Here is a 25566-nt window from a genome sequence, read left to right on the forward strand (position 1 = left end):
GCAGTCATTATGTTGTCTCCTTGCTCTTTGTATATTCTTCCAATAGAAGATTCTGTCGAGTCTGTGCTGGAAGCATGATGCCTCTGTCTTGCTGCTGTGCTCGCTCAAATACCAAACCTGCTACGGCAAGATCCGATATCCCCATACCCATACCCTTGAAAAAACTCATGTCCGTGGCATGTGCAGGTTGATGCGTACTCGCCAGCATTTCCCCTAGTGTTTTCACTGCGCCCCAGCTATCGGCCTCCGTACCCAATAACTCTCGTAGCTCGCGCGACCCTTTGAGGGCATTTTCTTTGTCATCCACCACTAACAGGTTGGCGCGCTGTAAACAGGCTGTGGAAAACTCCGCCTTCGTTGGCAAAATGGCGCCTATAGCATTGATATGGCGACAAGCCTCTAACTGATGGTCATGGATAAACGCATCTGTAGCTCTAGTAATGGTGGTAACAATCTCAGCACCTTGCAGTGCTTCATCTAGGCTGTTGCAACTGCGCATTTCGAAGCTATATTTAGGTGCAAGCAGACGCACAAATGCGTCCCTTTTCTCCGCTGTAGGGCTAAACACGCGAACCTGATCTAAAGCTTGAACACTTGCCAATGCTGCTAATTGGGTGACTGCTTGCGGCCCTGTGCCAATAAGCGCTGCCACACGAGCCTGCCGAGGTGCCAATACCTTCGTCGCCACCCCAGTGATTGCTGCAGTACGCAACATACCCAATGCACGTGCTTCTATCAGGGCTAGCAAGCGGCCAGAATACGCATCAAACAAACTAAATAATGATCCACCGTTTCTAGGGGTGTGCATCCACGTTTTGAATCCAGCGTAGCCTTGATCCGTCATAAATGAACCCAAAGCATGCATAGAGCAGCCTTCACCCCACGCCCCTAATGCCTTGGATATATTGCGTACCTGACCCTTACCTTGTTGCAGAAGCACCTGCTCCAACACCGTAATTGCGTCAGACATATTCACCAAACTGACGACGTCTTGCTCTTGTATATAACGTATGGTCTGTTCCGCCATCTCCTCCTCCTTTTTTATTCCTTAACTACCGGTACACGTAATGTGCCTATCTCTGAGATCTCTATCGTTAGCGTGTCCCCCTCACGCAGATACAAAGGCGGCTTGCGCTTCATACCCACACCTTCGGGGGTTCCCGTCGCAATCACATCGCCTGCACGCAAGTCGGTGAAACTGCTAATGTATGCAATCAATCCCGGCACAGAGAAAATCAGCTGGTCGCAACCATCGTGCTGTACACATTGGGCATTCACATAGGTGCTCAGTACCAACGCATTAATTTCTGGAACGCTGTCAGCCGTCACAATCCATGGGCCTAACGCACCACTGTGTTTGAAGTTTTTTCCTGGTGTAACTTGCGCCGCATGCTTCTGAAAATCACGCACGGAATTCTCCGCCATACAGGTGTACCCCCCTACATGGCTCATCGCGTTTTCTACTGAAATATGACGACCTGACTTACCTATCACTACAGCCAGCTCACCTTCGTAATCCAACTGATCAGACACGCTTGGCAGCACAATGGGCTGTTGATGGCCTACCAACGAATCAGGGAAACGTATAAAAAGGGAAGGGTGCGTAGGGAGATCTTTACCTGCTTCAAGCACATGCTTACCGTAGTTCAAACCTACACAAATAACCTTGGCACTACTGGTCACCGGCGCTAGCCAACGCACCTCATGAGCGGCTATGGCATACTGCATGCAATTTTTTTCTGCCGCCTCCAAACGCTCTATGCCAGCTGCTAAGCCTTCTGCGTGTGTGGGCCAAACTGTATGCAAAGGAATGATTTTTTGAGTATTCTTTTGATATACGCCCCAGAACTGCTGTTCTTGGTATTCGAAACAGACTATGTGCATCCCATCCTCCAATTGCATGCAATAAAGCGTTTATTATTCTTTTTATCCTAATTTTTTCGCATTATTGCATGCAATTTTGTGACAATCAAGCTTTAGACTTCAAGTTTCGAGCAAATACCTGCGACAAGCCCTATAGGAACACTCATCCATGTCTGCCAAATCACAAACAGAAAGAGTCATCTCCCAACTTAGGGAAATAATCCTGTCAGGCGAGGTTGCGCCTGGTGAACGCCTAACCGAAATTCATTACGCCGAACGTTTAGGTGTCTCTCGTACACCGTTACGCTTAGCATTGGCTGAACTTGAAAAAGAAGGCCTCTTGGAACAAAAAACCTCCAGAGGTTTTAGGGTGCGCAACTTCTCTATTGACCACATAGGTGACGCTGTTGAAGTGCGCGGTGTACTAGAAGGAATGGCAGCACGCATTCTGGCTGAACGCGGCCTAGATGCTGCAACTGAACAGCAATTAAAGCTCTGCGTACAACAAGGAAAAGACCTAATTTACAGAGCTATTGCTGAACAGAAAATGGTGGATGCACAAGCATGGCGGAAAATTAATCAGCAATTCCATGAATGCTTAGTACTAGCCAGCCAAAACTCAGCACTCATTGAGGCTATCCAACACAACAACAAAACACCGTTTTCTGGCCCAGCCGCCATGACCCTTAATACGGCTCCCACTCAGCTGGAAACTGCATTTGTGCAACGCGCTCAAGCAGACCATGAGGATGTGCTCGAAGCCCTCACTCTGCGCCAAGCTGCAAGAGCAGAAGCCTTGATGCGTGAACACGCCTATAGGAGTCGCATCAATAAGCGCAAACTGATTGAAAGCATGCGACAGGGACGACATGCCACCAATAGCCCCCAGCCGTCCAACTTAGGGATCGCTAGCGAACTGCAGGTCATTCAAGCGTAAAACAGCACTAAAAAAGCGTGTGTTGCCTACTCGGAGCAACACACGCTTTTTTGTGCTTTAGCACCGGAGATCGGTGCAATAAGCGCATCGGGCTTATTTAAAATTTTCCAGCAAATCCAGACACTGGCGTCTGAGCAACACCATATCCACACCCACTGCAACAAACGTCGCCCCTAACTCCAGATATTTTTTCGCTTGTGCGACATCTACCTGCAAAATACCCGCAGCCTTACCAGAGGCCACAATTTTCTGCATCGCCGATGTAATAGCCTCCACCACCACAGGATGACCAGACTGTCCTGGGTACCCCAAACTGGCAGCCAAATCGGCAGGCCCAATAAACACACCATCCACACCCTCTACGTGTAAGATGTCATCCAAAGCCGCTAAACCAGCTACGGTTTCCACCTGACACAGTATGCATAGCTCATCATTGGCCTTAGCCAAATAATCTGTCACCCCGCCCCATAAAGCCGCTCTGGCTAAGGCCGTACCAATACCTCTGGTGCCTTGTGGTGGATAACGTAAGGCTGATACCACCTTCGAAGCCTCTTCCCCAGACTCAATCATAGGGATCAAGAAATTGCGGCCCCCAATATCGGATAACTGCTTCAATAACGCTGGATCACTGTCCACAGGACGAACAACTGGCGCCACAGGATACACCGCTACCGCCTGTAGTTGTGCCAACACTGTCTGCACCGTATTCGGGGCATGCTCACCATCAATCAGTACCCAGTCATAACCCGTGCTGGCACATAATTCGGCAATATACGCACTCGTACTACCTAGCCATAACCCTATCTGTGCATGGTTTTCGTGTAACGCCGCCTTAAACATATTTGTAGAGACTTTCATGCTAACGCTCCTGCTCGGTGAACTGACATTGAATAGTGCCTAATGGACCATAGTCAGCATGAAATACATCTCCCGACTTTGCCCATACAGGACGCGTAAAAGAGCCCGACAATATTACCTGCCCAGCTTTTAACCCTACCCCCAACGTACCCAATCTATTCGCCAACCATAGCACGCCATTCGCAGGATGATTTAGCACCCCCGCCGCAAGCCCCGTTTCTTCTATCTGGCCATTGCGACTTAAAATCGCCCCCAACCACCGCACGTCAAAATCCTGCAAACGCACAGGGCGCCCACCTAACACTACCGCCGCATTGGCGGCATTATCGGCGATGGTATCCAGCACTTTACGTGTCACACCTGTTTGTGGATCCACCTGATGAAAGCGCGCATCAATAATTTCCAATGCCGGCTGAATGTATGCCGTTGCATCATAGACATCCGTGAGCTCTAGCCCTGGACCTACAAGATCTTTAGCCAACACAAACGCTAACTCTACTTCTACCCTAGGAACAATGAACTTGTTTATAGGTAGCTTGCTACAGTCGCCATAAAACATGTCATCGAGCAAAACACCAAAATCTGGCTCATCAATGTTGGATGAAATTTGCATGGCTCGTGAGGTCAAGCCCACCTTATGCCCACGTATATGACGACCTTGTGCACACTTCAAATCTACCCATGCCGTCTGTATGGCATAAGAGTCCTCTATGCGCATTTCTGGGTATCGCAGTGACACCTGACGAGTTTGCTGCCCCTTCTGTTCACTCTGCTCCAGCTCGCTTGCTATTAGCGCTATTGTCTGCCTATCCAGCATAACTTCTCCCTATTTATGTACAAACACTCTATTGCATGCAAAATAACCAAGACGCAACGTTACGAATTTTATGTCAAAAGCATTTTTTCATCTATATGAAAACCCTAACAAGAATCAAAAATACATATATATTTAGTTATAAATCAAGTGCTTATTGATTATTACTACAAATCTAAAACATCTTGATCTATACAGTTTCACTATGCTAAATTATTTTGCACATAAATACGAAAAAGCATTTTTTACAAAAATTGCATGCAATATGGAGACAGTTATGGAACAGGCTCTTACACAAAAACGTGGTATGTGGCACAAGGTTCTTTACAAGAGTGCAGCGGTACTTACCACCTGCGTTCTACCCTTTACCTGTAATGTCTATGCCTCTGACAATCCCGCATTAGACGCCCTAGCACAAGCCGCAGAAAAAAACGGCAAAACTATTACATGGTATGAAAGCTCACCTGAGGATCAAATCAAGAAGGTGTTAGAAGCCTTCAATCAAGACTATCCAAATGTACCGGTCAAATACGTAAGACTCGTGGGCGGCAATGAACTGGCTTCACGTGTCATACAAGAAGAACAAGCCGCAGGTAAAAGCGCTGACGTGCTCACAGGCGGCCCAGACCATCTATGGCAGTTACATGAGCGCAACCTACTGCTAGAGATGGATGCTGCCACCTTAGGGCTATCCGACGCCTTACTCCCTGTACCGTACGCTATCCCCACTGCTGCCTCTATCTACGTACAGATATGGAATACGCGCACAGTACCCGCTGATGCGGTTCCAAACTCATGGGACGAGTTAATTAATCCTGCTTGGAAAAACAAAATCGGCAACTGGGTTCGTGCCGCAGCGTTCACACAATTAGCGAGTGTATGGGGTGTAAAAAAAGCAGAGGAAGAACTGCGTAAATTTGTGCAGTTGAATCCTTACCTATTCAAGTCCACCTTCCCACTGGCTCAAGGCGTAGCATCTGGGGAAGTAGATATTGCCATTGGGTTCTACCACTCTATGCAGCCCGTCATGCAAGCCGGTGCCCCTGTCAATTACAAGCTGCTCAACCCCACCCCCATGCATACGATTTCATCGTCTATAGCCAAGTCTTCCGTTAACCCTGACGCAGCGCAACTACTGGCTGTATGGCTAACAACGAGCCGCGGTGCTGCTGCCTATGAAGAAGCAACCTCCAGAGGTAACCCCTTTGTGCCAGGCACCAATGCCCATGAAATGCTATCTACCGTAGACGTTGCCGATTGGCCGTTCGATAAAAGCTCTGAGCTCGCCGAGTTGACTGACAAGTTCAATGCCATCCTTGCAGATGGCGCAACCGTGAAATAGTCTTTTTATACACAGTCTTTGTATCAAATTCAGCCTGTGTACCCTCGCAGGCTGAATAACTGCTGGAGTCAACTTAATGACATCCTCATTCCCCCTCTTTACCAAGCTCAAACTGGGAATCCCCTTTCTTGTCATTTTCCTTATTCTTGTTTATCTAGTGCTTATCCCACTGGGTATTCTGATTATTAGTAGTCTGACGCCTTCAGGGTTGCCGTTTGATCCAGGCTGGACCTTCCAGAACTACCTATTGGTGTACCAAGATGCACAGTTCTGGAAAATGGTTTGGACTACTATCCAATTTGCTGTTGGCTCCATGCTGGGCGCCATGCTGCTTGGCATTAGCCTCGCGTGGGTGGTGGAGCGCACTGACCTGCCTAAAAAAGGCATGCTGCGACTCTTGCTCTCGCTACCTATGGCTATTCCACCCTTCTTACTCGCCATTGGTTGGAGTTTATTGCTTAGCCCCAGAATCGGCTTCATCAACACCTTACTGCAAGACTGGTTTGGCCTAGAAGAGGCTCCCTTCAATATTTACTCACTTGGGGGCATGATTTTTGTACAGGCAATTTCTCTTGTACCCTCTACCTTTCTGATTCTTAGCCCCGCGTTCAGAAATATGGACCCTAGCCTCGAAGAGGCGGCCATGACCTCTGGCGCCAGTCGCTGGCATCTCTTTACCCGTATCTTTGTCCCTCTACTATCGCCTTCGTTGCTCGCCGCTGCCATCTTCATGTTGATGGTTGGCTTTTTGGTATTTGATGTGCCCGGTACTCTAGGTATGCCCGTTAATATTTTCGTGCTGTCTAGCCGCATCATGTATCTCGCCACTGATAGCGCTGGCGGTATGTCTGCGTACCATATCATCAGTACTATTGCCGTGTTTTTTTTGGTGATCCTGTTACTGCAAGCCAGTGTTTATCACCGCTTAACGCGTAATGCCAGTCGCTTCGTCACCGTAACAGGAAAAAACTTCCGACCGCGACAGTTCAAGTTAGGGGCCTGGAAACGTCCTATACAAATTCTGATCTTCCTGTTCTTTGCTGTGGCCACCATTATTCCTCTGGGTATTTTACTGTGGACCAGCCTTACCCCATGGTTGATGCCTCCTTCAACTGAAGGCTTGGCTATGCTTTCGTTGAATAACCACCTAGCATTCTTCACTAATGACCTAACCTTGTCCGCTCTGCTGAACTCGTTAGTGATTGGCGTTTTCGCTGCTACTGCCGTTGCCTTGTTCTCAGTGCTCACTTCGTGGTTCGTGGTTCGCTCTGGTAGTAAAGCCGGTAAATTTATCGATTTGCTGGCTTTCCTACCTATCGCCATACCCGGAACCATGATTGGTATTGCCTTGGTTTATGTCTACCTAAATCTACCGGCACTGCAAATCTACGGCAGCATCTGGATCATTGCTATCGCCTACATCACGACCTACATCCCATTTGGTACACGCAGCACCAACTCCGTCATGATGCAGATGCACAAGGAGCTAGAAGAAGCGGCCAGAACGTCGGGGGCATCATGGCTACAAGTCATGCGTAAAGTGGTGTTACCTCTGACCCTACCTGCAGCCATGGCTGTATGGATATGGGTGGTTGCGCACTGTATTCGAGAGCTGTCATCCGCACTACTGCTGCAGGGCGGGGAAAACCAAACATTGCCCGTTGTGCTATGGAATTTCTGGGTAGGTGGAGAACCCAACAAAGCGGCAGCCGTAGGTCTGTGGCTAGTGGCTCTGCTGTTTATCACCATGTTCCTTTGGCAGGTCTGGGGCAAAAAATCATTAAAAAATAGGTAATTAAGGAGCGCCCGTGTTAAAGATTGACAATCTACAAGTCCATTACCAGACCGAACACGGTCTGGTAGAGGCCGTCAAATCCATATCACTAGAAGTTAAGGCCGGTGAGTTCTGTACTTTTCTTGGCCCTAGCGGATGCGGTAAGACCACGACGCTACGCTGCATTGCGGGGCTAGAAGAACCCACTCGCGGCAGAATACTCATAGACAACGAAGAAGTATTTAATTCCGGCAACCAAACTCTAGTCCCTACGCATAAACGTAACCTAGGAATGGTGTTCCAGTCTTACGCTATTTGGCCGCACATGAGCGTATTTGAGAACGTAGCCTTCCCATTACAAAATGCTGGAAAATCCAAAGCAGCCATTCAACAAGCCGTACAACATGCCTTAGAAATGGTTGGTCTAGGTGATTTTTCAAGCCGCTCAGCCACACAACTTTCAGGTGGCCAACAACAGCGTGTGGCATTGGCACGAGCCATTATCCGCAATGGCAAGGTACTACTGCTGGACGAGCCGCTCTCTAACCTAGATGCGAAACTGCGCGAACAAATGCGTGATGAGTTACGAGAGCTGCAACTGAAGTTGCAAACCACCACCATTTTTGTAACGCACGACCAAGACGAAGCCTTGGCAATGTCTGACCGCATTATCGTCATGCAAAAAGGCAACATTGTGGAGCAGGGCACGCCCTTTGAACTGTACCAACGACCACGCAAACTGTTTACGGCTAACTTCATCGGTAAAGCCGATGTACTAGAGTGCTGCTACCAAGAAAGAAGAGAGGACTTCACTCTTGTTAAAACCAAACTAGGTGTAATCGTTGCCAGCGATCCGCACAACCTTGGCGGTAAAACTGGCTATGTCATGATTCGCCCTGAAGCCATCACTATCCATACTACGCCGCCAAACTCCCCCGACAGTAGCAATCAGTTAGAAGCCCGTTTGGTGAAAAAAGTATTCATAGGTGAGAAAACAGAATACCAATTCAAAACCCCCACAGGCCACTTGATTTCGGCAATTGCCCCTTCGTATATCCAGGTTCCTGCTGATAAAAGCATCACTCTGCACTTCCAGCCAGAACGCTGTGTATTACTGGAGAAAGAACCAGCATGAACTCACTACAAATCAAACCTTATAACCAACAACTACAAGTGCCATACCGCTGGTCCAAAGGTACCCAGTATGTGCGCCGAGGGCTACTCATTCGTGCAGAAATTGATGGGCACGTGGGCTGGGGGGAATCTGCACTGCCACCCCACGTAAACTACGATGGCTGGAGTTTTGCTGCCCACTGCTCCACCTTGCTTACCGGTTTAGACGCTCATAGCACCGATTTTTTGGCAGAGCTTGCCCTCAGAGAAGTCTCGCCGCGTCTACGCTGTGGGCTATCATCAGCGCTGTACACGGCCAAAGCAGCCAGCCAAGGGCAATCGCTGGCAGCCTATCTTGCTGGCGACACCATGACCCCACTCACTCGTGTCCCCATCAATGACCTTATTAACGAAGCAGACCCCGCCGAGTGTGTACAAAGCGCCGCCGCCGCAATCGCACTCGGACAAAACACCATCAAGCTCAAGTGCACAGCGGAAAGAGCCCTAGACATTGCACGAGTCAAAGCCTTACGCACAGCGTTCCCCGACCTCATTATCCGTTTAGATCCTAATGAATCGTGGGCTGTGGAATGGGCGTTGGAACAAATCAAGGTAATGGAAGGTTTCAACATAGACTATATAGAAGAGCCCTTACCTCGTGGCACGGACTTATCTGTCTATGCACAAATCAGTAAACAAACCTCTATCCCCATTGCACTAGACGACTCCATCCGTAGCCCTTTTCATGCTTTACGTGCAATTGAACTAGGCGCAGCCAAGGCTTTCATCATCAAACCACCACGAGTAGGGGGGGTAGATGAAACCAAAGCACTCATTGAGCTTGCGCGTGCAGCGAACATACGCTGCATTATCACAGCCAGTTTAGAAACCTCTGTAGGGTTATATGTAGCGCTGCATTGCGCTGCATTACTAGGCAGCTTTGTTGAGCCATGCGGTATGGGCACAGCACGTTTCTTCAAAAATGATGTAGCACCACCACCGCCTATTATTGATGGTTACATGCACGTACCCGAAACCCCGGGATTAGGCGTTGACCCATCAACATGGTGGGAACAACATTAAAGTAATCGAGAAAACGCCAATCCTTAGGGGTTGGCGTTTTTTTGTGCGTGTTTTTAATCCTTCAAACCCGCATCTTCTCTGGCCTGCGCTCTATAGTTCTGCGGCGTAGTCCCCACCCAGTTTTTAAATGCACGAGAAAAGCTTTTCTCGTTCTTAAAGCCAGTCTCAAACGCAATCTGCTTGATAGGCTTGCTGGTTCTGGCCAAGCACTCCATTGCCTTTTTCTGGCGCACATCGTTTTTCAACTGCTGTATGGAAAAGCCTTCTTCTTGTAGATGACGATACAGTGTGCGCACCGACATATGCAGTTTCTCGGCCAGTTCTTCGGCGGTTAAGCCCAAATCGTTATGCAGCTGTTTGCGTATGCCTTGCACCAATAACTTGTCGCGCCGGTAAGGCAGCACGGTTAACAAGATAGCTTGGCGCAGCATGCTTTGCAGCATAGCTTCGTCGCGTAACAACGGCAGTTGTAGGTAGCGAGCGTCGAAATGCATAGCCGACTGACCAGCGTTAAAACTGGTTTGGCCTGAAAACAAACGCGGATAGATTTCAGCGTGATCGGGCTTATCAAAGGCAAACATCACGTCTTGTAGCTGTATGCGTGAATCAATAAGCCAACAGGCGTAGCCCAACATGTATCGGAACAAGGTGACATGGCAGAACTCGCGCATCTCACCCAGGTCGCGGTTTTCTTGCAGACTAATGGTTGCCACGTTGCTGGACACATCTAGGCTTAAGATCACATCGTCAGTCAGTAGGCGGTGATGCCTACACCAGCGTTTCAGGGCAATGCCCAAATCGGGTGAGCTCAATGACGCTCTACACAGCATGCCGTAGCTACCCCACGGCAACTTCCTAGAAAACCACCCCAAGGCTTCGTCGTCTAGCTCTTGCATGGCAAGTGCCGACATTTGTTCCATTTGAGTGGCGGTGACCCGCGCTTTAGCATCCAACAACAGCTTGGGTGGAATCTGCGCTTTACGTAAGGCACTGGCAGGATCCATGCCATATTTTTGATACGCTAGCACCATAGCCTTAATGAAGGCTATAGGCGTAGTGGCCTTCTTTCCAAACAATAACGGCAAACTGTGTATAACTGTCATAGGTGCCTCCTCTACACCACGGCGTAAACCACTATACAGAGTGGCAGTATTTGCAACCTTTTTGGCATGACCAGACCCACCGGCCACCTTATTATCAATTCATCACCATACCCATTCAAGATCAACTATACGTATTGCACTCACTACTCATACAGTGAGGCAACAGAGACAGCTCAGCACAGGCTTACCCTCCTGTGCTGACACCAATCACCAACAGGAGCATGACACCTGCAAAGGTGTGCATGAAAAGCCATGAGTATTTCAGGCCTTAATTTCTTTCTTGGCGACACCATTGAAATGCTGCAAGAGACTGTACGGTCTTTCGCGGCCAAAGAGATCGCCCCTCGTGCTGCTGACATAGATAGGGATAACGAATTCCCAGCCGACCTCTGGCAGAAAATGGGTGATCTAGGCCTATTGGGCATCACCAGTTCTGAAGAGTACGGCGGCACCGATGCCGGTTACTTGGCCCATATTATTGTGATGGAAGAGCTCTCACGTGCCTCGGCCTCGGTAGCTCTATCATACGGCGCACACTCTAACTTGTGTGTAAACCAAATCACTCGCCACGGCACTGCCGAACAAAAAGCCAAATATTTGCCAGGTCTTATTTCTGGTGAGCATATAGGCGCTCTGGCCATGTCCGAGCCTAACGCAGGTTCTGACGTCGTGTCCATGAAGCTGCGTGCCGAGAAGAAGGGCGATAAGTTCGTACTGAATGGCAGCAAAATGTGGATCACCAACGGCGGTGATGCCGATACCTTGGTGGTGTACGCCAAAACTGATCCTGCTGCCGGCGCTAAAGGTATTACTGCTTTTATCGTAGAAAAAAGCTTTAAAGGTTTTTCTCACGGTACGCATTTGGACAAGCTGGGCATGCGTGGCTCTAACACCTATCCACTGTTCTTTGATGATTGCGAGATTCCCGAAGAAAACGTGCTAGGTGGTGTGGGCAATGGCGTCAAAGTGTTGATGAGCGGATTGGACTACGAACGCGCCGTACTGTGCGGTGGCCCACTGGGCATCATGGCCGCATGTATGGATGTGGTCGTGCCCTACATTCACGAGCGCAAACAGTTTGATCAACCTATAGGCCAGTTCCAACTGATGCAGGGCAAGATTGCTGACATGTACAGCACATGGCAAGCAAACCGTGCCTATGTCTACGCATTGGGTCGTGCCTGTGACTTAAGCAACCATAGCCGCACGCTACGTAAAGATGCTGCAGGCGCTATTTTGTACAGCGCTGAAAAAGCCACCTGGATGGCAGGCGAAGCAATTCAAGTTTTGGGTGGTAACGGTTACATCAACGAATACCCCACAGGCCGCCTCTGGCGCGATGCCAAGCTGTATGAAATTGGTGCAGGCACCAGTGAAATCCGACGCATGCTGATTGGCCGCGAATTGTTTGAAGAAACCCGTTAAGAAGGGGGTTGTATGACCAAACTTACCTCCAAGCTGAACACCCGCTCTGACGAGTTCAAAACCAACGCTGAAACCATGCGCACGCTGGTGGATGACTTACGCGCCAAAGCCAAACTGGTGGCCGACGGTTCATCACCCAAAGCGCGTGAAAAACACTTGGCACGCAATAAGCTGCTACCGCGTGATCGCATTGATCATCTGCTAGACAAAGGTTCGGCCTTTTTGGAAATAGGGCAGCTAGCCGCCTACGGTTTGTACGGCGACGAAGTACCCTCTGCCGGCCTTATTGCTGGCATTGGTCGCATCCACGGCACCGAGTGCATGGTGATTGCGAATGACGCCACAGTCAAAGGGGGAACGTATTTCCCCATGACGGTGAAAAAGCACCTACGCGCACAAGAAATTGCCGAAAAGAACCACCTACCATGCATTTATTTGGTGGACTCTGGCGGCGCGTTCTTGCCTATGCAAGATGAAGTGTTCCCCGATCGTGATCACTTTGGTCGTATTTTCTACAACCAAGCACAAATGTCAGCCAAAGGCATTCCACAGATTGCGGTGGTAATGGGTTCGTGTACCGCTGGTGGCGCTTATGTGCCTGCGATGTCTGACGAAACCATTATCGTAAAAAATCAGGGCACCATCTTTTTGGCAGGCCCGCCGCTGGTTAAAGCGGCTACCGGTGAAGTCGTAAGTGCCGAAGATTTGGGTGGTGCTGATGTGCACACACGCATTTCTGGTGTGGCTGACCATTACGCCGAAGACGATGCGCACGCCTTATATCTCGCGCGCCGCATTGTGCAGAATTTGAATCGTAAAAAACCGCAGTCGCTAGTGCTACAACCTAGCGAAGAGCCGCTGTACGACCCCGAAGAAATCTACGGCATTTTGCCTACCGATAACCGCAAGCCCTACGATGTACGCGAAGTAATTGCGCGCATTGTAGATGGCTCGCGCTTCGACGAATTTAAGGCGCGCTACGGCAACACCTTAGTCACAGGTTTTGCGCATTTATACGGTCAGCCCGTAGGCATTATTGCCAACAACGGCATCTTGTTCAGTGAATCTGCCCAAAAGGGTGCGCACTTCATCGAGCTATGCGGCCAGCGCAATATCCCTCTGGTGTTCTTGCAGAACATCAGCGGCTTTATGGTAGGGCGCAAATACGAAAGCGGCGGTATTGCTAAAGACGGCGCCAAGATGGTGACGGCCGTGAGTACAGTCGCCGTACCCAAAATCACCATGCTGATTGGTGGCTCGTTTGGTGCTGGTAACTATGGCATGTGCGGTCGCGCTTATGACCCACGCTTCTTGTGGATGTGGCCAAACAGCCGTATCTCGGTGATGGGCGGCGAGCAAGCAGCCAGTGTGCTGTCTACCATCCGTCGCGATCAGTTAGAAGCCAAAGGCGAAAACTGGAGCACTGACGACGAGGCGCAATTTAAAGCCCCCTTGTTGCAACAATACGAGCACCAAGGCCACCCCTATTATTCCAGCGCCCGCCTATGGGACGACGGCATTGTAGACCCTGCACAAAGCCGCCGTATTTTGGGGTTGTCACTATCTGCTTCCCTAAACGCCCCCATAGAACCCACCAAATTTGGTCTGTTCAGAATGTAAACGCGCCACTATCAAGAGGTGTAATGATGTTTAGCTTTCTTGAGATTACCCAACACGCTGGTGTCGCGACCGTCTGGATGAATAGACCGGAGCTGCACAACGCGTTTAATGCCCAGCTGATTCACGAGCTGTACACCGCTTTTCAGCAACTGGATAACGATGCTGAGGTACGTGCTGTAGTCTTAGCCGCCAGAGGTAAAAGCTTTTCAGCCGGTGCTGACTTGAACTGGATGAAAAGTGCCGTCAATGCCAGCCAGCAAGACAACCACAACGATGCGTTAGCCTTGTCTAACATGCTGCACACGTTGGCGACGCTACGTAAACCTACCATTGCCCGTGTACAAGGCGCGGCAATTGGTGGAGGCATGGGCCTAGTCAGCGCTTGCGATATTTGCGTTGCTGCTGACACCGCTAAATTTGCTACGTCTGAAGTCAAACTAGGGCTGATTCCTAGTGTGATTAGCCCCTATGTGATTCGCGCTATTGGGCCTCGCCAAGCCCACCGCTATTTCCTAACAGCAGAGATGATTCCTGCTACTACCGCACTGGCGATTGGGCTTGCCCATGAGGTAGTACCCGCCGACCAACTGGATGACAAAATCAACACGCTACTTGCTGCCCTGCAAGCCGGTGGCCCAGAGGCCCAAGCAGCATCCAAAGTGTTGATTCAGTCGGTGAGTTACAGACCCATAGACCAGAGCTTGCTTGAGCTCTGCGCCCGCAACATTGCTGAACTGCGTACCGGCAGCGAAGCTCAGGAAGGCATGGCAGCCTTCCTTGCCAGACGTGCGCCTCAATGGCTGCACAGCAAGGAGTCCTAATATGTTCAATCGTATTCTGATTGCAAACCGTGGCGAGATTGCTTGCCGCATTATCAAAACTGCACGACGCCTAGGCATAGAAACCGTTGCAGTTTATTCCGAAGCAGACCGCAATAGCCGTCACGTGCGTTTGGCTGACCAAGCCATACTGATTGGCCCTGCGGCATCGGCACAAAGTTACCTCAGTATCGAAAAAATCATTGCTGCCGCCAAAACCAGTGGCGCTGAAGCCATTCACCCCGGCTATGGATTTTTGTCAGAAAACACTGCATTTAGACAAGCATGCGACGATGCAGATATCGTGTTTATTGGCCCTCCTACTGCGGCTATTAAAGCCATGGGCTCTAAATCTGCCGCTAAGAAACTGATGGAAACGGCCAATGTGCCGCTTACCCCCGGCTACCACGGCGATAACCAAGATGCAGATTTCCTGAAGCAGCAAGCTGATCAAATTGGCTACCCTGTGCTGATTAAGGCCGCGGCAGGCGGTGGCGGTAAAGGGATGCGCTTGGTTGAGCGTACTGAAGATTTCGCGGCTTCGCTGGTATCGTGCAAACAAGAAGCCAGTGCCAGCTTTGGCGACGACTTGGTGTTAATTGAGAAATACATCACCCAGCCTCGCCACGTAGAAATACAGATTTTTGCTGACCAACACGGTAACTGTGTACACCTATTTGAACGCGACTGTTCCGTACAGCGTCGTCACCAGAAAATTCTGGAAGAAGCTCCCGCCCCAGGTTTATCTGCTGAACTACGCAACACCATGGGCGAAGCCGCTGTAAAAGCAGCACAGGCGACTGGCTATGTGGGTGCCGGTACCGTGGAATTCATCATGGGGCCGGCGGGCAACTTCTACTTTATGGAGATGAATACTCGTCTGCAAGTAGAGCACCCGGTCACAGAAATGATTACCGGCCAAGACTTGGTGGAATGGCAGTTGCGTGTCGCCGCAGGCCAACCTCTGCCGCTTAGCCAAGACCAACTGCACGTTACTGGCCATGCGATTGAAGCCCGTATTTATGCGGAGTCGCCCGATAAAGATTTCATGCCCGCAACCGGTAAATTGCTGCACTACCAACCACCAGCAAACACCCGCTATGTGCGCGTGGACAGCGGCGTGGAAGAGGGTGATGCCATTACTCCTTTCTACGACCCAATGATCGCCAAGCTGATTGTGTGGGACGAAGACCGCGACAATGCTTTAGCCAGAATGCTACAGGCCTTAAAGCACTACGAAGTGGCTGGTGTGCAAACCAATATCCAGTTCTTATCACGCTTGGTGGGCTGCCCCGCCTTTATGCAGGCCGATCTGGACACCGCCTTGATTACCCGCCAGCACGATCACCTGTTCGTGCCACCTACACCTGTACCGGATACTGCTTTTGCCGCCCTAGCCGTGAGCGAATTGCTGCGCGAGGCATCACAGCACAACACTGAGACCTCACCATGGGCCATCAACGATAACTGGCGCTCGAATCTGGATGCCACACGCTTGTTTGCCTTCCAGCACGACGACCACAACGTCATCGTGAGCACACTCGCCACCCCACAAGGTTGGCGCATTGATGTCAACGGACAGCGCTTTACCGCCGATGGTAACGCCTTGGGCGACCAGAAATTCCGAGTCTGCCTAGATGGACGTTGCCAAGACCTGTCTGTTGTCAGCACTGAGCACCAACGTCATGTGTTCTACGACGGTCAAAGCTGGCTGGTGCACTGCACCCACGATTTGCCACCACAAGTGGCTCAAGAACAAGACGACAAGGGCCTACAAGCGCCCATGCCAGGCATTGTGGTGGCGTTGCTGGCCGAAGCTGGTAGCCATGTCACCCGCAACACCCCTTTACTCACACTGAGCGCAATGAAGATGGAATACACCATCAGCGCCCCCAGTGATGGCGTGATTCGCAAACTACTGTGCGCAGTAGGAGACCAAGTCGATGATGGAGCAGATCTGATCGAATTCGAACCGTCAGCAGCATAACAAAACATAAGCTGAGCAGGCATAAAACAACCCAGGAGACAACACCATGAGTCATGTAATAGGCAGGACTGACACCCCTCTGATTACCTCAACCATCGGGCAATTCTTTGACCAAAGCTGTACCCGCTTTGCCGATAACGAAGCCATTGTCATACACCAAGACAAGGTGAGGCTGACCTACAAAGAACTACAGGAGCAGGTCAACACACTGGCGTGCTCTCTGTTGCGCCTCGGACTGTTACCCGGCGATCGCGTTGGTATTTGGTCGCCCAATAATCTGGAATGGTTACTCATGCAATTTGCCACCGCTAAAGCGGGGCTAATTCTGGTGAACATCAACCAAGCCTATCAACAGGCCGAGTTGGAATATGCCATCAACAAAGTAGGGTGCCGGGCTTTAGTACTGGCCCCTGGTTTCAAATCCAGCAACTACCTGCAGATTTTGTCGGAGCTTAAACCTGCCTTGCAGGGTAAGCCTGACGCGCACGATAAGCTACCTAGCTTGGAGTTCATTGTGCGTTTGGGCACAGAGCCCACCAACGGCATGATGAACTTTGCTAGTTTAATGGTGCCACCTAGCGCATCCGAACTAGAGCATTTGCACGAACTGGGCGCTACCTTTAGCCCTCGTGACCCGGTGAATATTCAATTTACCTCGGGGACTACCGGTGCAGCCAAAGGCGCCACGCTGTGCCATAGCAATATCTTGAATAATGGTTTCTTCGTGGGTGAAACCATTAAGCTCACCCACCATGATCGCGTGTGTATTCCTGTGCCGCTGTACCACTGCTTTGGCATGGTGATGGGGAACATTGGTTGCATTACACACGGCTCGACGATGGTGTATCCGTCTGAAGCTTTTGATGCTGAAAGTGTGCTGGATGCCGTCACCCAAGAGCGCTGTACGGCTCTTTACGGTGTGCCCACCATGTTCATTGCGTTGCTGGATCACCCACACTTCAGTCGTTCGGATTTCAGCAGCTTACGTACTGGCATTATGGCAGGCAGTCCATGCCCCGCCGAGATCATGAAACGCGTGATAGAAAAAATGCACATGAGTGAGGTCACTATTTGCTATGGCATGACTGAAACCTCTCCGGTGTCCTTCCAAAGCCATACCGACGCTCCCGTCGATCGCCGCGTTTCTACTGTGGGCACTATTCATCCACATTGCGAGGTCAAAATTGTGGACTCCGACGGCCACACTGTGCCACGAGGCCATACTGGCGAGCTATGCACACGCGGCTATTCTGTCATGCTGGGTTACTGGGGCGATGAAGAAAAAACGCTAGAAGTCATTGATGACGAAGGCTGGATGCACACTGGTGATTTGGCCACCATTGATGAGGAGGGCTACTGCAACATCGTTGGCCGTATCAAAGACATGATTATCCGTGGCGGCGAGAACCTGTACCCCCGCGAAATCGAGGAGTTCCTGTACCGCCACCCTGACATCAAAGATGTGCAGGTAGTGGGTGTGTCAGACCAGAAATTTGGTGAAGAACTGTGCGCATGGGTGATCTTACAAGACAACGTTTCCACCACTGAAGACGACATACGCAACTTCTGCCGTGGTCAGATTTCGCACCATAAGATTCCCCGCTACATACGCTTTGTAGACGAGTTCCCCCTTACCGTAACGGGCAAAGTGCAGAAATTCCGTATTCGCGACCATATGGAGCAAGAGCTGGGCCAACAAACAGCTCAAGACCTGCCGCAACGTACTGGCACTACGGCCTAACCCTTTACTTGTGAGCCACCATGCCCTTTTATGAAATCAACGGAATACGGCCAGTCGTACATCCCACTGCTTACGTGCATCCCGATGCAGTACTCATAGGTGATGTCATTGTGGGTCCCAACTGCTATGTCGCCCCCTTGGCCAGTTTGCGGGGGGATTTTGGCCGGCTGATTTTAGAAGAGGGCAGCAACATTCAGGATTGCTGTGTAATGCACGGCTTTCCGGGAGGCGATACCGTTGTAGAAACCAACGGCCATATAGGCCACGGCGCGATCTTGCACGGCTGTCGCATCAAAGCGCATGCGCTGGTAGGCATGAATGCCGTCGTTATGGATAACGCCGTGGTGGGTGAATTCAGCATTATTGCCGCCAGTGCCTTCGTCAAAACAGGCATGATTATTCCAGACAAAGTACTGGTGGCTGGGATGCCCGCCAAAGTCATGCGCGACCTGACTGAAGACGAAATGGCTTGGAAACATAAGGCTACCGGTCGCTATCAACAACTGGTGATAGAAAGCCAGCAAAGCCTACGTCCTTGCACGCCGTTGACCGAGGTTGAGGCACAGCGGCCACGCAACCCAGCCTCTGACGTGGTGCCGTTAGCGACACACCGAGCCAAATCCAAACCCTAAAACTTTTCACCACCATGCAACACGGTAGGCGGCCTACAGCCCTTCCGCCTTCCTGAGCGCCTGACACAAAACCAAAGTACTCAAATTCTGCCCTGACAGCTCTGCAAAAAGCTGCCGGAGCAGGCTAGCGACCCTGTAACACTGTTGCACACTCAATCCACGATACGTATCACAACAAACAATTAGTCGTAGAAAAAAGGAGTAGGGAGATGACACAAGCGATGAATCCCAAGGCTATAGGGCCTGGGGTAGTAGACGTATGCCCCATTATCAATGAGGCCAAGTTTCAGAAATTCCATTGGCTCACAATTTTCTGGTGTGCCTATATCATTATTTTTGATGGTTATGACCTAGCAGTACTGGGGGTCATTTTGCCGTCCATCATGAATGAATGGAATTTGAGCGGTGCGGAGGCCGGTTTGCTCGGTAGCTATACCTTGATAGGGATGATGGTAGGAGCGTTGTCGCTAAGCGCCCTGTCAGATAAGCTAGGCAAAAAGAAAGTCATCACCATTTGTGTGCTGGTTTTCAGTGTTTTTACGTTCTTATGCGCATTTGCGACCAGCCCTACACAGTTCGGCTGGTATAGGTTTATTGGTGGCGTAGGGCTAGGCGGCGTGATGCCCGTCGTCACCAGCCTCACTAGCGAATATTCCCCCAAACGTAGACGTAGCCTAACGGTTGGCTTGATGTTTAGTGGCTATTCCGTAGGTGGCATGTTGGCCGCCGTACTGGGTATTTGGGTGATCCCCGCCTTTGGATGGCAAGCCATGTTTTACATTGCCATCTTTCCAGTACTACTGCTGCCCCTGATGCTCAAACAGCTACCCGAATCTGCGGCCTATATGGTGCAAACCCAGCAGTGGGAAAAAATAGGTACAACACTAAGCAAGGTCAGCCCTAGCTACCACTACGAACCAGGCACCCAGTTTAGTAACCCCAGCATAACGGCGAACAACAGCAAAGCACGTATAGTCATTCGCGATCTGTTCTTAGAAGGACGTACCCTGAGTACCTTGATGCTGTGGGCCATGTGTTTCATGGCACTGTAGGTGGTGTACGGGATGACCTCATGGCTACCACGCCTGATGTTGCAAGCAGGGTATCCATTGGGTTCCAGCCTAAGCTTTTTATTCACGGTGCACTTCGGTACAGTGCTTGGTGCATTAAGCTGCAGTTGGCTCATGGACCGCTTCAGCGGCCGTAATGTGTTGGTGGTTTATCTATTTATTGCCGCCGCAGCGATCGCTGCCCTAGGCTTTGCCACCAACAGCGTGGTGCTTTACACCCTGTTGATCATTACCGGGGCGACCACCATTGGTACGCAAATAGGTTTATACGCCTTTATTGTGCGCTTCTACCCTATGACCATGAGCTCTACCGGCATGGGCTGGGCTTTGGGTGTAGGACGTTTGGGAGCCATCATCGGCCCCTTTGCAGTAGGCCTACTGTTTGACCTTAACCTCACTCTGCAACAAAACTTCTTTAGCTTTGCTATTCCTGCCTTGCTTGCAGCGATTTTCATGAGCCTAGTGAGCAACCGCCAAACAGCTTCGTAAACAGAGCAAAACCCTGCGCAAAGTCCCCCAACAAGTTGCCGTTGTATCCAACTTTTGGGGGCTAACCACAGTAGAGGCCAATAGCACAACACGTCATCAGCCATAGAGTCTCGTGTCATGGCGTACCCATAGGGCAACACCTAAACCCACAAGCATCAAAACAAAAAATAGTAAATACGCCTAAAGTTTTATATATGAACTAGCGTGCCTATATCAATACGATCATACGGACGTATTAGAAGTCCATAGTAGCCTACACATCGCCATTCGTTTTTTACACTTTCTGCGGCTACCTTGTATTGTGCGAGGCAATGCTAAGCCGACTACGTGCAGCACATTGCTCTGTGCCGTACGCCTAGTATCCACCTCAGGCAATACTATTGAAATATAAAAGAAAAACAGCAAACCTTAAAAATAGCTTAAAGCTTTATTTGTTTAAAAACGATGAAGATTATAAAAACAACATCATTATTTTTTTAAAATAAAAAAACCCTTTTAAATTAAAAAAATTAACAATAATAATATTTTAAAAAAACAAAAAAATACCACTTAGTTTTTATGGTTTTATTTAATTATTTATACCAAAAACTCACACTATAAATAGTGAAAAAAACAGTCTTTATTTAAAACCCATATAGCCGGAACCACAGCCAAGCCTGTACACGCCTGCTCGCGCGAGGCTATAGATTGCGATACAATCCTCTGTATTCACTCAGGTTGTCGCCGTTATCACTGATTTGCAGCTGTTACACTAGACCAACCATTGCGCGTTCCAAATCTTTACAGATGTAACCGGATTGCTATTGTCTTGTTATTCATGTAACTGTTTACAGTAACCTGCGCCATTTAACTTTTATTGCGCGACTTACTGAAGTAAAACCTTCAACACTCATTTGTTTTTATTTCTCCTGTCATTCAGATCTTCATCTGGGTACTTAGAAAAGGAGTTTCCTATGCACGACCATTCCCAAAAAGGAAGTCTGACGCGCCGCCGTTTCTTGATGGTGTCCGCTGCTACAGCTGGTCTGGCTAATGTGCCTATGTCACTGCACGCCAAACCTGCCGACTTTCCGCCGCTAGATCAGTACACACCTGTCTATTTCACGCCTGAAGAGTGGGCGTTCATCTTGGCTGCTACCGCCCGCCTGATTCCTTCAGACGGCGACGGTCCAGGCGCGATAGAAACGCGTGTCCCACTGTTCTTAGACCAGCAATTGGCTGGCGATTATGGCAAGGCTGTGGACTGGTATATGGAAGGTCCTCACGATCCAGCCGCTGCACCACAATTGGGCTACCAAACTCCCTACAACCCTGCTCAGCTCTACCGCGAAGGTATTAAAGCTTTTGATGCATGGTGTGTAACCGAGCATGGCGCACTGTTTGCCAAGCTCACTACCGAACAACAAGACGCTGCACTGCAAGCGCTACAAGACAACAAAGTGGGTCTTGAGCCTGAATTGCGCGACTTCTTCACCTTGCTGTTGGGGAACACCAAAGAGGGTTATTTTGCTGACCCCATGTATGGTGGTAACCAAGGTATGCAAGCGTGGAGCTACATCGGCTTCCCAGGTGCTCGCGCCAGCTTCAAAGAATGGGCTGACCAGTACAACGTCCGTTACCCACTGGGACCGGTTTCAATTTCTGGAGAGAGGGCATAACCATGGCACGCACAGCACCCAAAAAAGATGTAGTAGTAGTTGGTCTGGGCTGGACCGGTGCCATTCTGTCTATGGAATTGGCTCAAGAAGGCTTGGAAGTTCTGGCCTTGGAACGTGGTGAAGACCGCGACACTGTACCCGGCTTTGAATACCCCAATGTGATTGATGAGCTGAAGTACGGCGTACGTTACGGCTTCATGCAACGCCCATCGCAATCCACCGTCACCGTGCGTCACGCCCCCGGCGAAAACGCCTTGCCGTACCGTATTTTGGGCTCCTTCTTGCCCGGTAACGGTGTAGGCGGCGCAGGTATGCACTGGAACGGCCACACATGGCGTCCACAGCCAGAAGAAATGCGTCTGCGTTCCTATACCATCGAGCGTTTTGGACGTAATGTCATCCCTGACGGCATGCAACTGGCCGACTACCCTCTGAGCTACGAAGAGCTAGAACCTTTCTTGGCACGCTTTGAAGGCGTAGCCGGTATTTCTGGCCAAGCAGGGAATATCAACGGCAAACTGATTCCTGGTGGGAACCCATTTGAAGGTCCTCGCTCAGGCAATTACCCTATGCCTGCCATGCCGCACACCTACGATGCGGATCTGTTTACCCAAGCTACTAAAGCCATGGGTTACCACCCATTCCCGCTGCCCGGTTCTATTGCGTCACAGTCTTATGTGAACGAATACGGCATGCAAATGGGCCCCTGTAACTTCTGTGGTTTCTGTGAACGCTTTGGTTGCTACAACTACTCCAAAGGTTCACCACAAACCTGTATTTTGGATGCGCTAAAACGCAAATCCAACTTCAGCTACAAAACACACTCCGAAGTGCTGCGCGTAGAGCTGGCTCCCGATGGCAAAACTGCTACCGGCGTGACCTATTTCGACCACGCTGCAGGCGAAGAAGTGTTCCAGCCAGCAGACTTGGTATTGCTCTGTGCCTACCAGTTGCACAACGTACACCTGTTGTTGTTGTCTGGCATTGGTAAGCCTTACAACCCCACCACAGGCGAAGGCGCAACAGGCCGTGGCTATGCTTACCAGATGACTGGCGGCACCACCTTGTTCTTCAAAGACAAAGAGTTCAACCCCTTCATCGGTACCGGCTCCAACAGCATGGTGATTGATGACTTTGGTGTGAACCAAATCGACTTTGCTAAAGAAGGCTTCGTAGGCGGTAGCTACATTACGGCCGGTACCTATAACGGCCAGCCTATTCGCTCTATGCCACTACCCGCCGGTACGCCGTCATGGGGTGGCGAATGGAAAAAATCCATTGGTGAATGGTACGGCCACGCTATGAGCATTGGTTCGCACGGTTCCTGTATGTCCTACCAAGATAACTACTTGGATCTGGATCCTACCTACAAAGACCAGTTCGGCCGCCCCTTGATGCGCATGACCTTCAACTGGAAAGCCAATGACATCCGCATGACACAATTCATGCGCGGCAAAATTGAAGAAATTGCCAAAACCATGAACCCCGATATCATGCAGTCTGGGTACAAAGCCGACGGTGCCATGTACGACGTACGCCCTTACCAAACCACACACAACGTGGGTGGTGCTGTGATGGGTGAGGATCCTAACTCCTCCGTAGTGAACCGTTACCTGCAAGCACATGATGTGCATAACTTGTTCGTCATGGGCGCGGGTGCCTTCCCACAAAATTTGCAATACAACCCTACTGGGCTTGTAGGCGGGTTGGCATACTGGGCAGCGCACGCCTTGCGTAACGACTACCTGCGTAACCCACGCATTCTGGCCTAAGGGGAGGACTCATCATGAAAACGTTTATTCGTATAGTCCTAGCGCTGATCGTCATCGCCATTTTGGTGATTGCCGGTATGATCTGGATCCCTTCAGAACGTACACCAGCACAAGCCTTGGCTCCCGACAGTGAAGTCAGCGTGGCCCGTGGCGAATACATGATGCGTGCTGCGGACTGTATTGCGTGTCACACTGCCCCTGACGGCAAAGACTTTGCCGGTGGTCGTGCCATTCAAAGCCCGTTTGGCGTGATTTGGTCTACCAACATCACTCCTGACAAAGAAACAGGTATTGGTAACTACACCTTGGATGACTTCCGTGCCGCGTTGTACGACGGTCTAACCAAAGAGGGTGCTCACTTGTACCCAGCCATGCCCTATGAAAACTACCGCGTCATCAGTGAAGCGGATGTACAGTCCCTGTACAAGTACTTCATGGAAGCCGTACCGGCTGTGAACAACAAAGTGCCTGAAACTGACTTGGCGTTCCCATTCAACCAACGTTGGGGATTGCGTGCATGGAACTGGGTAGCTCTGAACCCCGTTGGTTTCCAAGCACCAACCGATGATCAGATGATCAATCGCGGTGCCTACTTGGTACAAGGTGCAGCCCACTGCGCTGCTTGTCACAGCCCTCGCACAATGTTCATGTCTCAAAAAGGCGCGAACGGTGACGATCCTGCTTTCTTGTCTGGTGGTGAAGTAGACGGTTGGAGTGCCCCAAGCTTGCATGGCCCCGACAGCGTTGCTGGTCAGTGGAGCACAGAGCAAATGGCACATTACTTGGCTACTGGCCGTAATGACTATGCAACGGCGGTAGGTGAAATGGCCTTGGTTGTCGGGGATTCGCTGCAATACCTGACCTCCGAAGACAACATGGCCATTGCGGCATACCTGAAGCACATCAGCGGTGGTAAAACACCCGAAGCTCCTGATGCTGCAAACCGCACTGTTACCGACACAGAAAAACTGCTGGCATCTGCAGATCCGTCTATGCCATTGGGACCAAGACTGTATCTGGATAACTGTTCCGGCTGTCACTTTGTGGATGGTCGTGGTGCTCCAGAAATCTTCCCAGCACTGGATGGCAACCTGATGGTTACTGCTGACTCGCCTAAAGGCCTGATCTACACCATTTTGCACGGTGCAGAACTGCCTTCAACTGAGTCTCGTCCTGCGCGTTTACGTATGCAAAGTTACGCATGGCGTTTGAGCGACGAAGAAGTTGCTGAATTGGCGACCTTTATTCGCCAAGGCTGGAACAACAAAGCGTCCGCTGTAACCGCGAGCGACGTAGCTCCCGTACGTTAAACCTGCCAGTCCTTACGCATAGTAAGGGCTAGCGGCTATACCACAACCGATAAGTGAGGCCTTTTCTGGGCAGCACTTATCGGTTTTTTTAGATAATACGTCGCACAAAACGAGCATGCTAAACTGACAAATACCGCTACTACCCCGCTTTGGTAGC

General features: G+C 50.3%; 21 protein-coding genes. 16 read left to right on the top strand and 5 right to left on the bottom strand.

The annotated features are described in order from the left end of the window. Positions 1–7: 7 nt before the first annotated feature. Together ACLO87_RS13710 and ACLO87_RS13715 are read right to left on the bottom strand one after the other, a co-directional pair. The gene (locus ACLO87_RS13710) at positions 8–1027 is read right to left on the bottom strand and encodes an ornithine cyclodeaminase family protein (RefSeq protein WP_430223990.1); all 1020 of its coding nucleotides are present in this window, start codon (positions 1025–1027) and stop codon (positions 8–10) included. Positions 1028–1041: 14 nt separating this feature from the next. Next, complete coding sequence (locus ACLO87_RS13715) at positions 1042–1884, bottom strand: fumarylacetoacetate hydrolase family protein (protein WP_430223991.1); 843 nt, start codon at positions 1882–1884, stop codon at positions 1042–1044. A 148-nt stretch (positions 1885–2032) separates the two neighbouring features. Between ACLO87_RS13715 and ACLO87_RS13720 the strand changes: the two genes are divergently transcribed. After that, positions 2033–2800, top strand: coding sequence for a GntR family transcriptional regulator (locus ACLO87_RS13720; RefSeq protein ID WP_430223992.1), 768 nt, complete (start codon positions 2033–2035; stop codon positions 2798–2800). Between the two features lie 93 nt (positions 2801–2893). Here the strand turns inward: ACLO87_RS13720 and ACLO87_RS13725 are convergent, their stop codons facing one another. Both ACLO87_RS13725 and hpaH read right to left on the bottom strand, forming a co-directional pair. After that, positions 2894–3658 (bottom strand): aldolase/citrate lyase family protein, encoded by a 765-nt coding sequence (locus tag ACLO87_RS13725; RefSeq protein ID WP_430223993.1) that lies wholly within the window; start codon positions 3656–3658, stop codon positions 2894–2896. A 1-nt stretch (position 3659) separates the two neighbouring features. Beyond that, positions 3660–4475: a 2-oxo-hept-4-ene-1,7-dioate hydratase gene (gene hpaH / locus ACLO87_RS13730; RefSeq protein WP_430223994.1), complete on the bottom strand. Its 816-nt coding sequence runs from the start codon at positions 4473–4475 to the stop codon at positions 3660–3662. Positions 4476–4749: 274 nt separating this feature from the next. Between hpaH and ACLO87_RS13735 the strand changes: the two genes are divergently transcribed. From ACLO87_RS13735 to ACLO87_RS13750, 4 genes are all read left to right on the top strand, one after another. Continuing rightward, entirely contained in the window at positions 4750–5814 is a 1065-nt protein-coding gene (locus ACLO87_RS13735; RefSeq protein ID WP_430223995.1) for an ABC transporter substrate-binding protein, read from the top strand. A 76-nt stretch (positions 5815–5890) separates the two neighbouring features. Then, the gene (locus ACLO87_RS13740; protein WP_430223996.1) at positions 5891–7609 is read left to right on the top strand and encodes an ABC transporter permease; all 1719 of its coding nucleotides are present in this window, start codon (positions 5891–5893) and stop codon (positions 7607–7609) included. 13 nt (positions 7610–7622) lie between these two features. After that, positions 7623–8723 (top strand): ABC transporter ATP-binding protein, encoded by a 1101-nt coding sequence (locus tag ACLO87_RS13745; protein WP_430223997.1) that lies wholly within the window; start codon positions 7623–7625, stop codon positions 8721–8723. Further along, positions 8720–9784 (top strand): mandelate racemase/muconate lactonizing enzyme family protein, encoded by a 1065-nt coding sequence (locus tag ACLO87_RS13750; RefSeq protein WP_430223998.1) that lies wholly within the window; start codon positions 8720–8722, stop codon positions 9782–9784. The genes ACLO87_RS13745 and ACLO87_RS13750 overlap by 4 nt, the downstream gene beginning before the upstream one ends. Positions 9785–9837: 53 nt before the next feature. On the opposite strand, the gene ACLO87_RS13755 is transcribed toward ACLO87_RS13750, so the two are convergent. After that, on the bottom strand, positions 9838–10887 hold the full coding sequence (locus tag ACLO87_RS13755; protein WP_135861435.1) for an AraC family transcriptional regulator: 1050 nt from the start codon (positions 10885–10887) through the stop codon (positions 9838–9840). A 252-nt stretch (positions 10888–11139) separates the two neighbouring features. Between ACLO87_RS13755 and ACLO87_RS13760 the strand changes: the two genes are divergently transcribed. From ACLO87_RS13760 to ACLO87_RS13810, 11 genes are all read left to right on the top strand, one after another. Then, positions 11140–12312, top strand: a complete 1173-nt coding sequence (locus ACLO87_RS13760) for an isovaleryl-CoA dehydrogenase (protein ID WP_135861436.1) — start codon at positions 11140–11142, stop codon at positions 12310–12312. Between the two features lie 12 nt (positions 12313–12324). Continuing rightward, positions 12325–13932 carry a carboxyl transferase domain-containing protein gene (locus ACLO87_RS13765; RefSeq protein WP_135861437.1) on the top strand — a complete coding sequence of 536 codons (1608 nt, stop codon included), beginning with the start codon at positions 12325–12327 and terminating at the stop codon, positions 13930–13932. 23 nt (positions 13933–13955) lie between these two features. Continuing rightward, complete coding sequence (locus ACLO87_RS13770; protein ID WP_430223999.1) at positions 13956–14753, top strand: enoyl-CoA hydratase/isomerase family protein; 798 nt, start codon at positions 13956–13958, stop codon at positions 14751–14753. A 1-nt stretch (position 14754) separates the two neighbouring features. Further along, positions 14755–16737 carry an acetyl-CoA carboxylase biotin carboxylase subunit gene (locus tag ACLO87_RS13775; RefSeq protein WP_430224000.1) on the top strand — a complete coding sequence of 661 codons (1983 nt, stop codon included), beginning with the start codon at positions 14755–14757 and terminating at the stop codon, positions 16735–16737. A gap of 46 nt (positions 16738–16783) precedes the next feature. Beyond that, positions 16784–18478 carry an AMP-binding protein gene (locus tag ACLO87_RS13780; protein WP_430224001.1) on the top strand — a complete coding sequence of 565 codons (1695 nt, stop codon included), beginning with the start codon at positions 16784–16786 and terminating at the stop codon, positions 18476–18478. Between the two features lie 20 nt (positions 18479–18498). After that, positions 18499–19110 (top strand): phenylacetic acid degradation protein PaaY, encoded by a 612-nt coding sequence (locus ACLO87_RS13785; RefSeq protein ID WP_135861441.1) that lies wholly within the window; start codon positions 18499–18501, stop codon positions 19108–19110. Between the two features lie 209 nt (positions 19111–19319). After that, complete coding sequence (locus tag ACLO87_RS13790) at positions 19320–20162, top strand: MFS transporter (RefSeq protein ID WP_430224002.1); 843 nt, start codon at positions 19320–19322, stop codon at positions 20160–20162. 12 nt (positions 20163–20174) lie between these two features. Then, on the top strand, positions 20175–20669 hold the full coding sequence (locus ACLO87_RS13795) for an MFS transporter (protein WP_430224003.1): 495 nt from the start codon (positions 20175–20177) through the stop codon (positions 20667–20669). A 953-nt stretch (positions 20670–21622) separates the two neighbouring features. Continuing rightward, positions 21623–22327 (top strand): gluconate 2-dehydrogenase subunit 3 family protein, encoded by a 705-nt coding sequence (locus ACLO87_RS13800; RefSeq protein WP_135864599.1) that lies wholly within the window; start codon positions 21623–21625, stop codon positions 22325–22327. 2 nt (positions 22328–22329) lie between these two features. Next, positions 22330–24099 (top strand): GMC family oxidoreductase, encoded by a 1770-nt coding sequence (locus ACLO87_RS13805; protein WP_135864597.1) that lies wholly within the window; start codon positions 22330–22332, stop codon positions 24097–24099. A 14-nt stretch (positions 24100–24113) separates the two neighbouring features. Continuing rightward, on the top strand, positions 24114–25409 hold the full coding sequence (locus ACLO87_RS13810; RefSeq protein ID WP_135864595.1) for a c-type cytochrome: 1296 nt from the start codon (positions 24114–24116) through the stop codon (positions 25407–25409). The last annotated feature ends 157 nt before the right edge of the window (positions 25410–25566 follow it).

Origin of the sequence: Paenalcaligenes sp. Me52 (assembly GCF_050487965.1) — a bacterium.
GTDB lineage: Bacteria > Pseudomonadota > Gammaproteobacteria > Burkholderiales > Burkholderiaceae_B > Paenalcaligenes.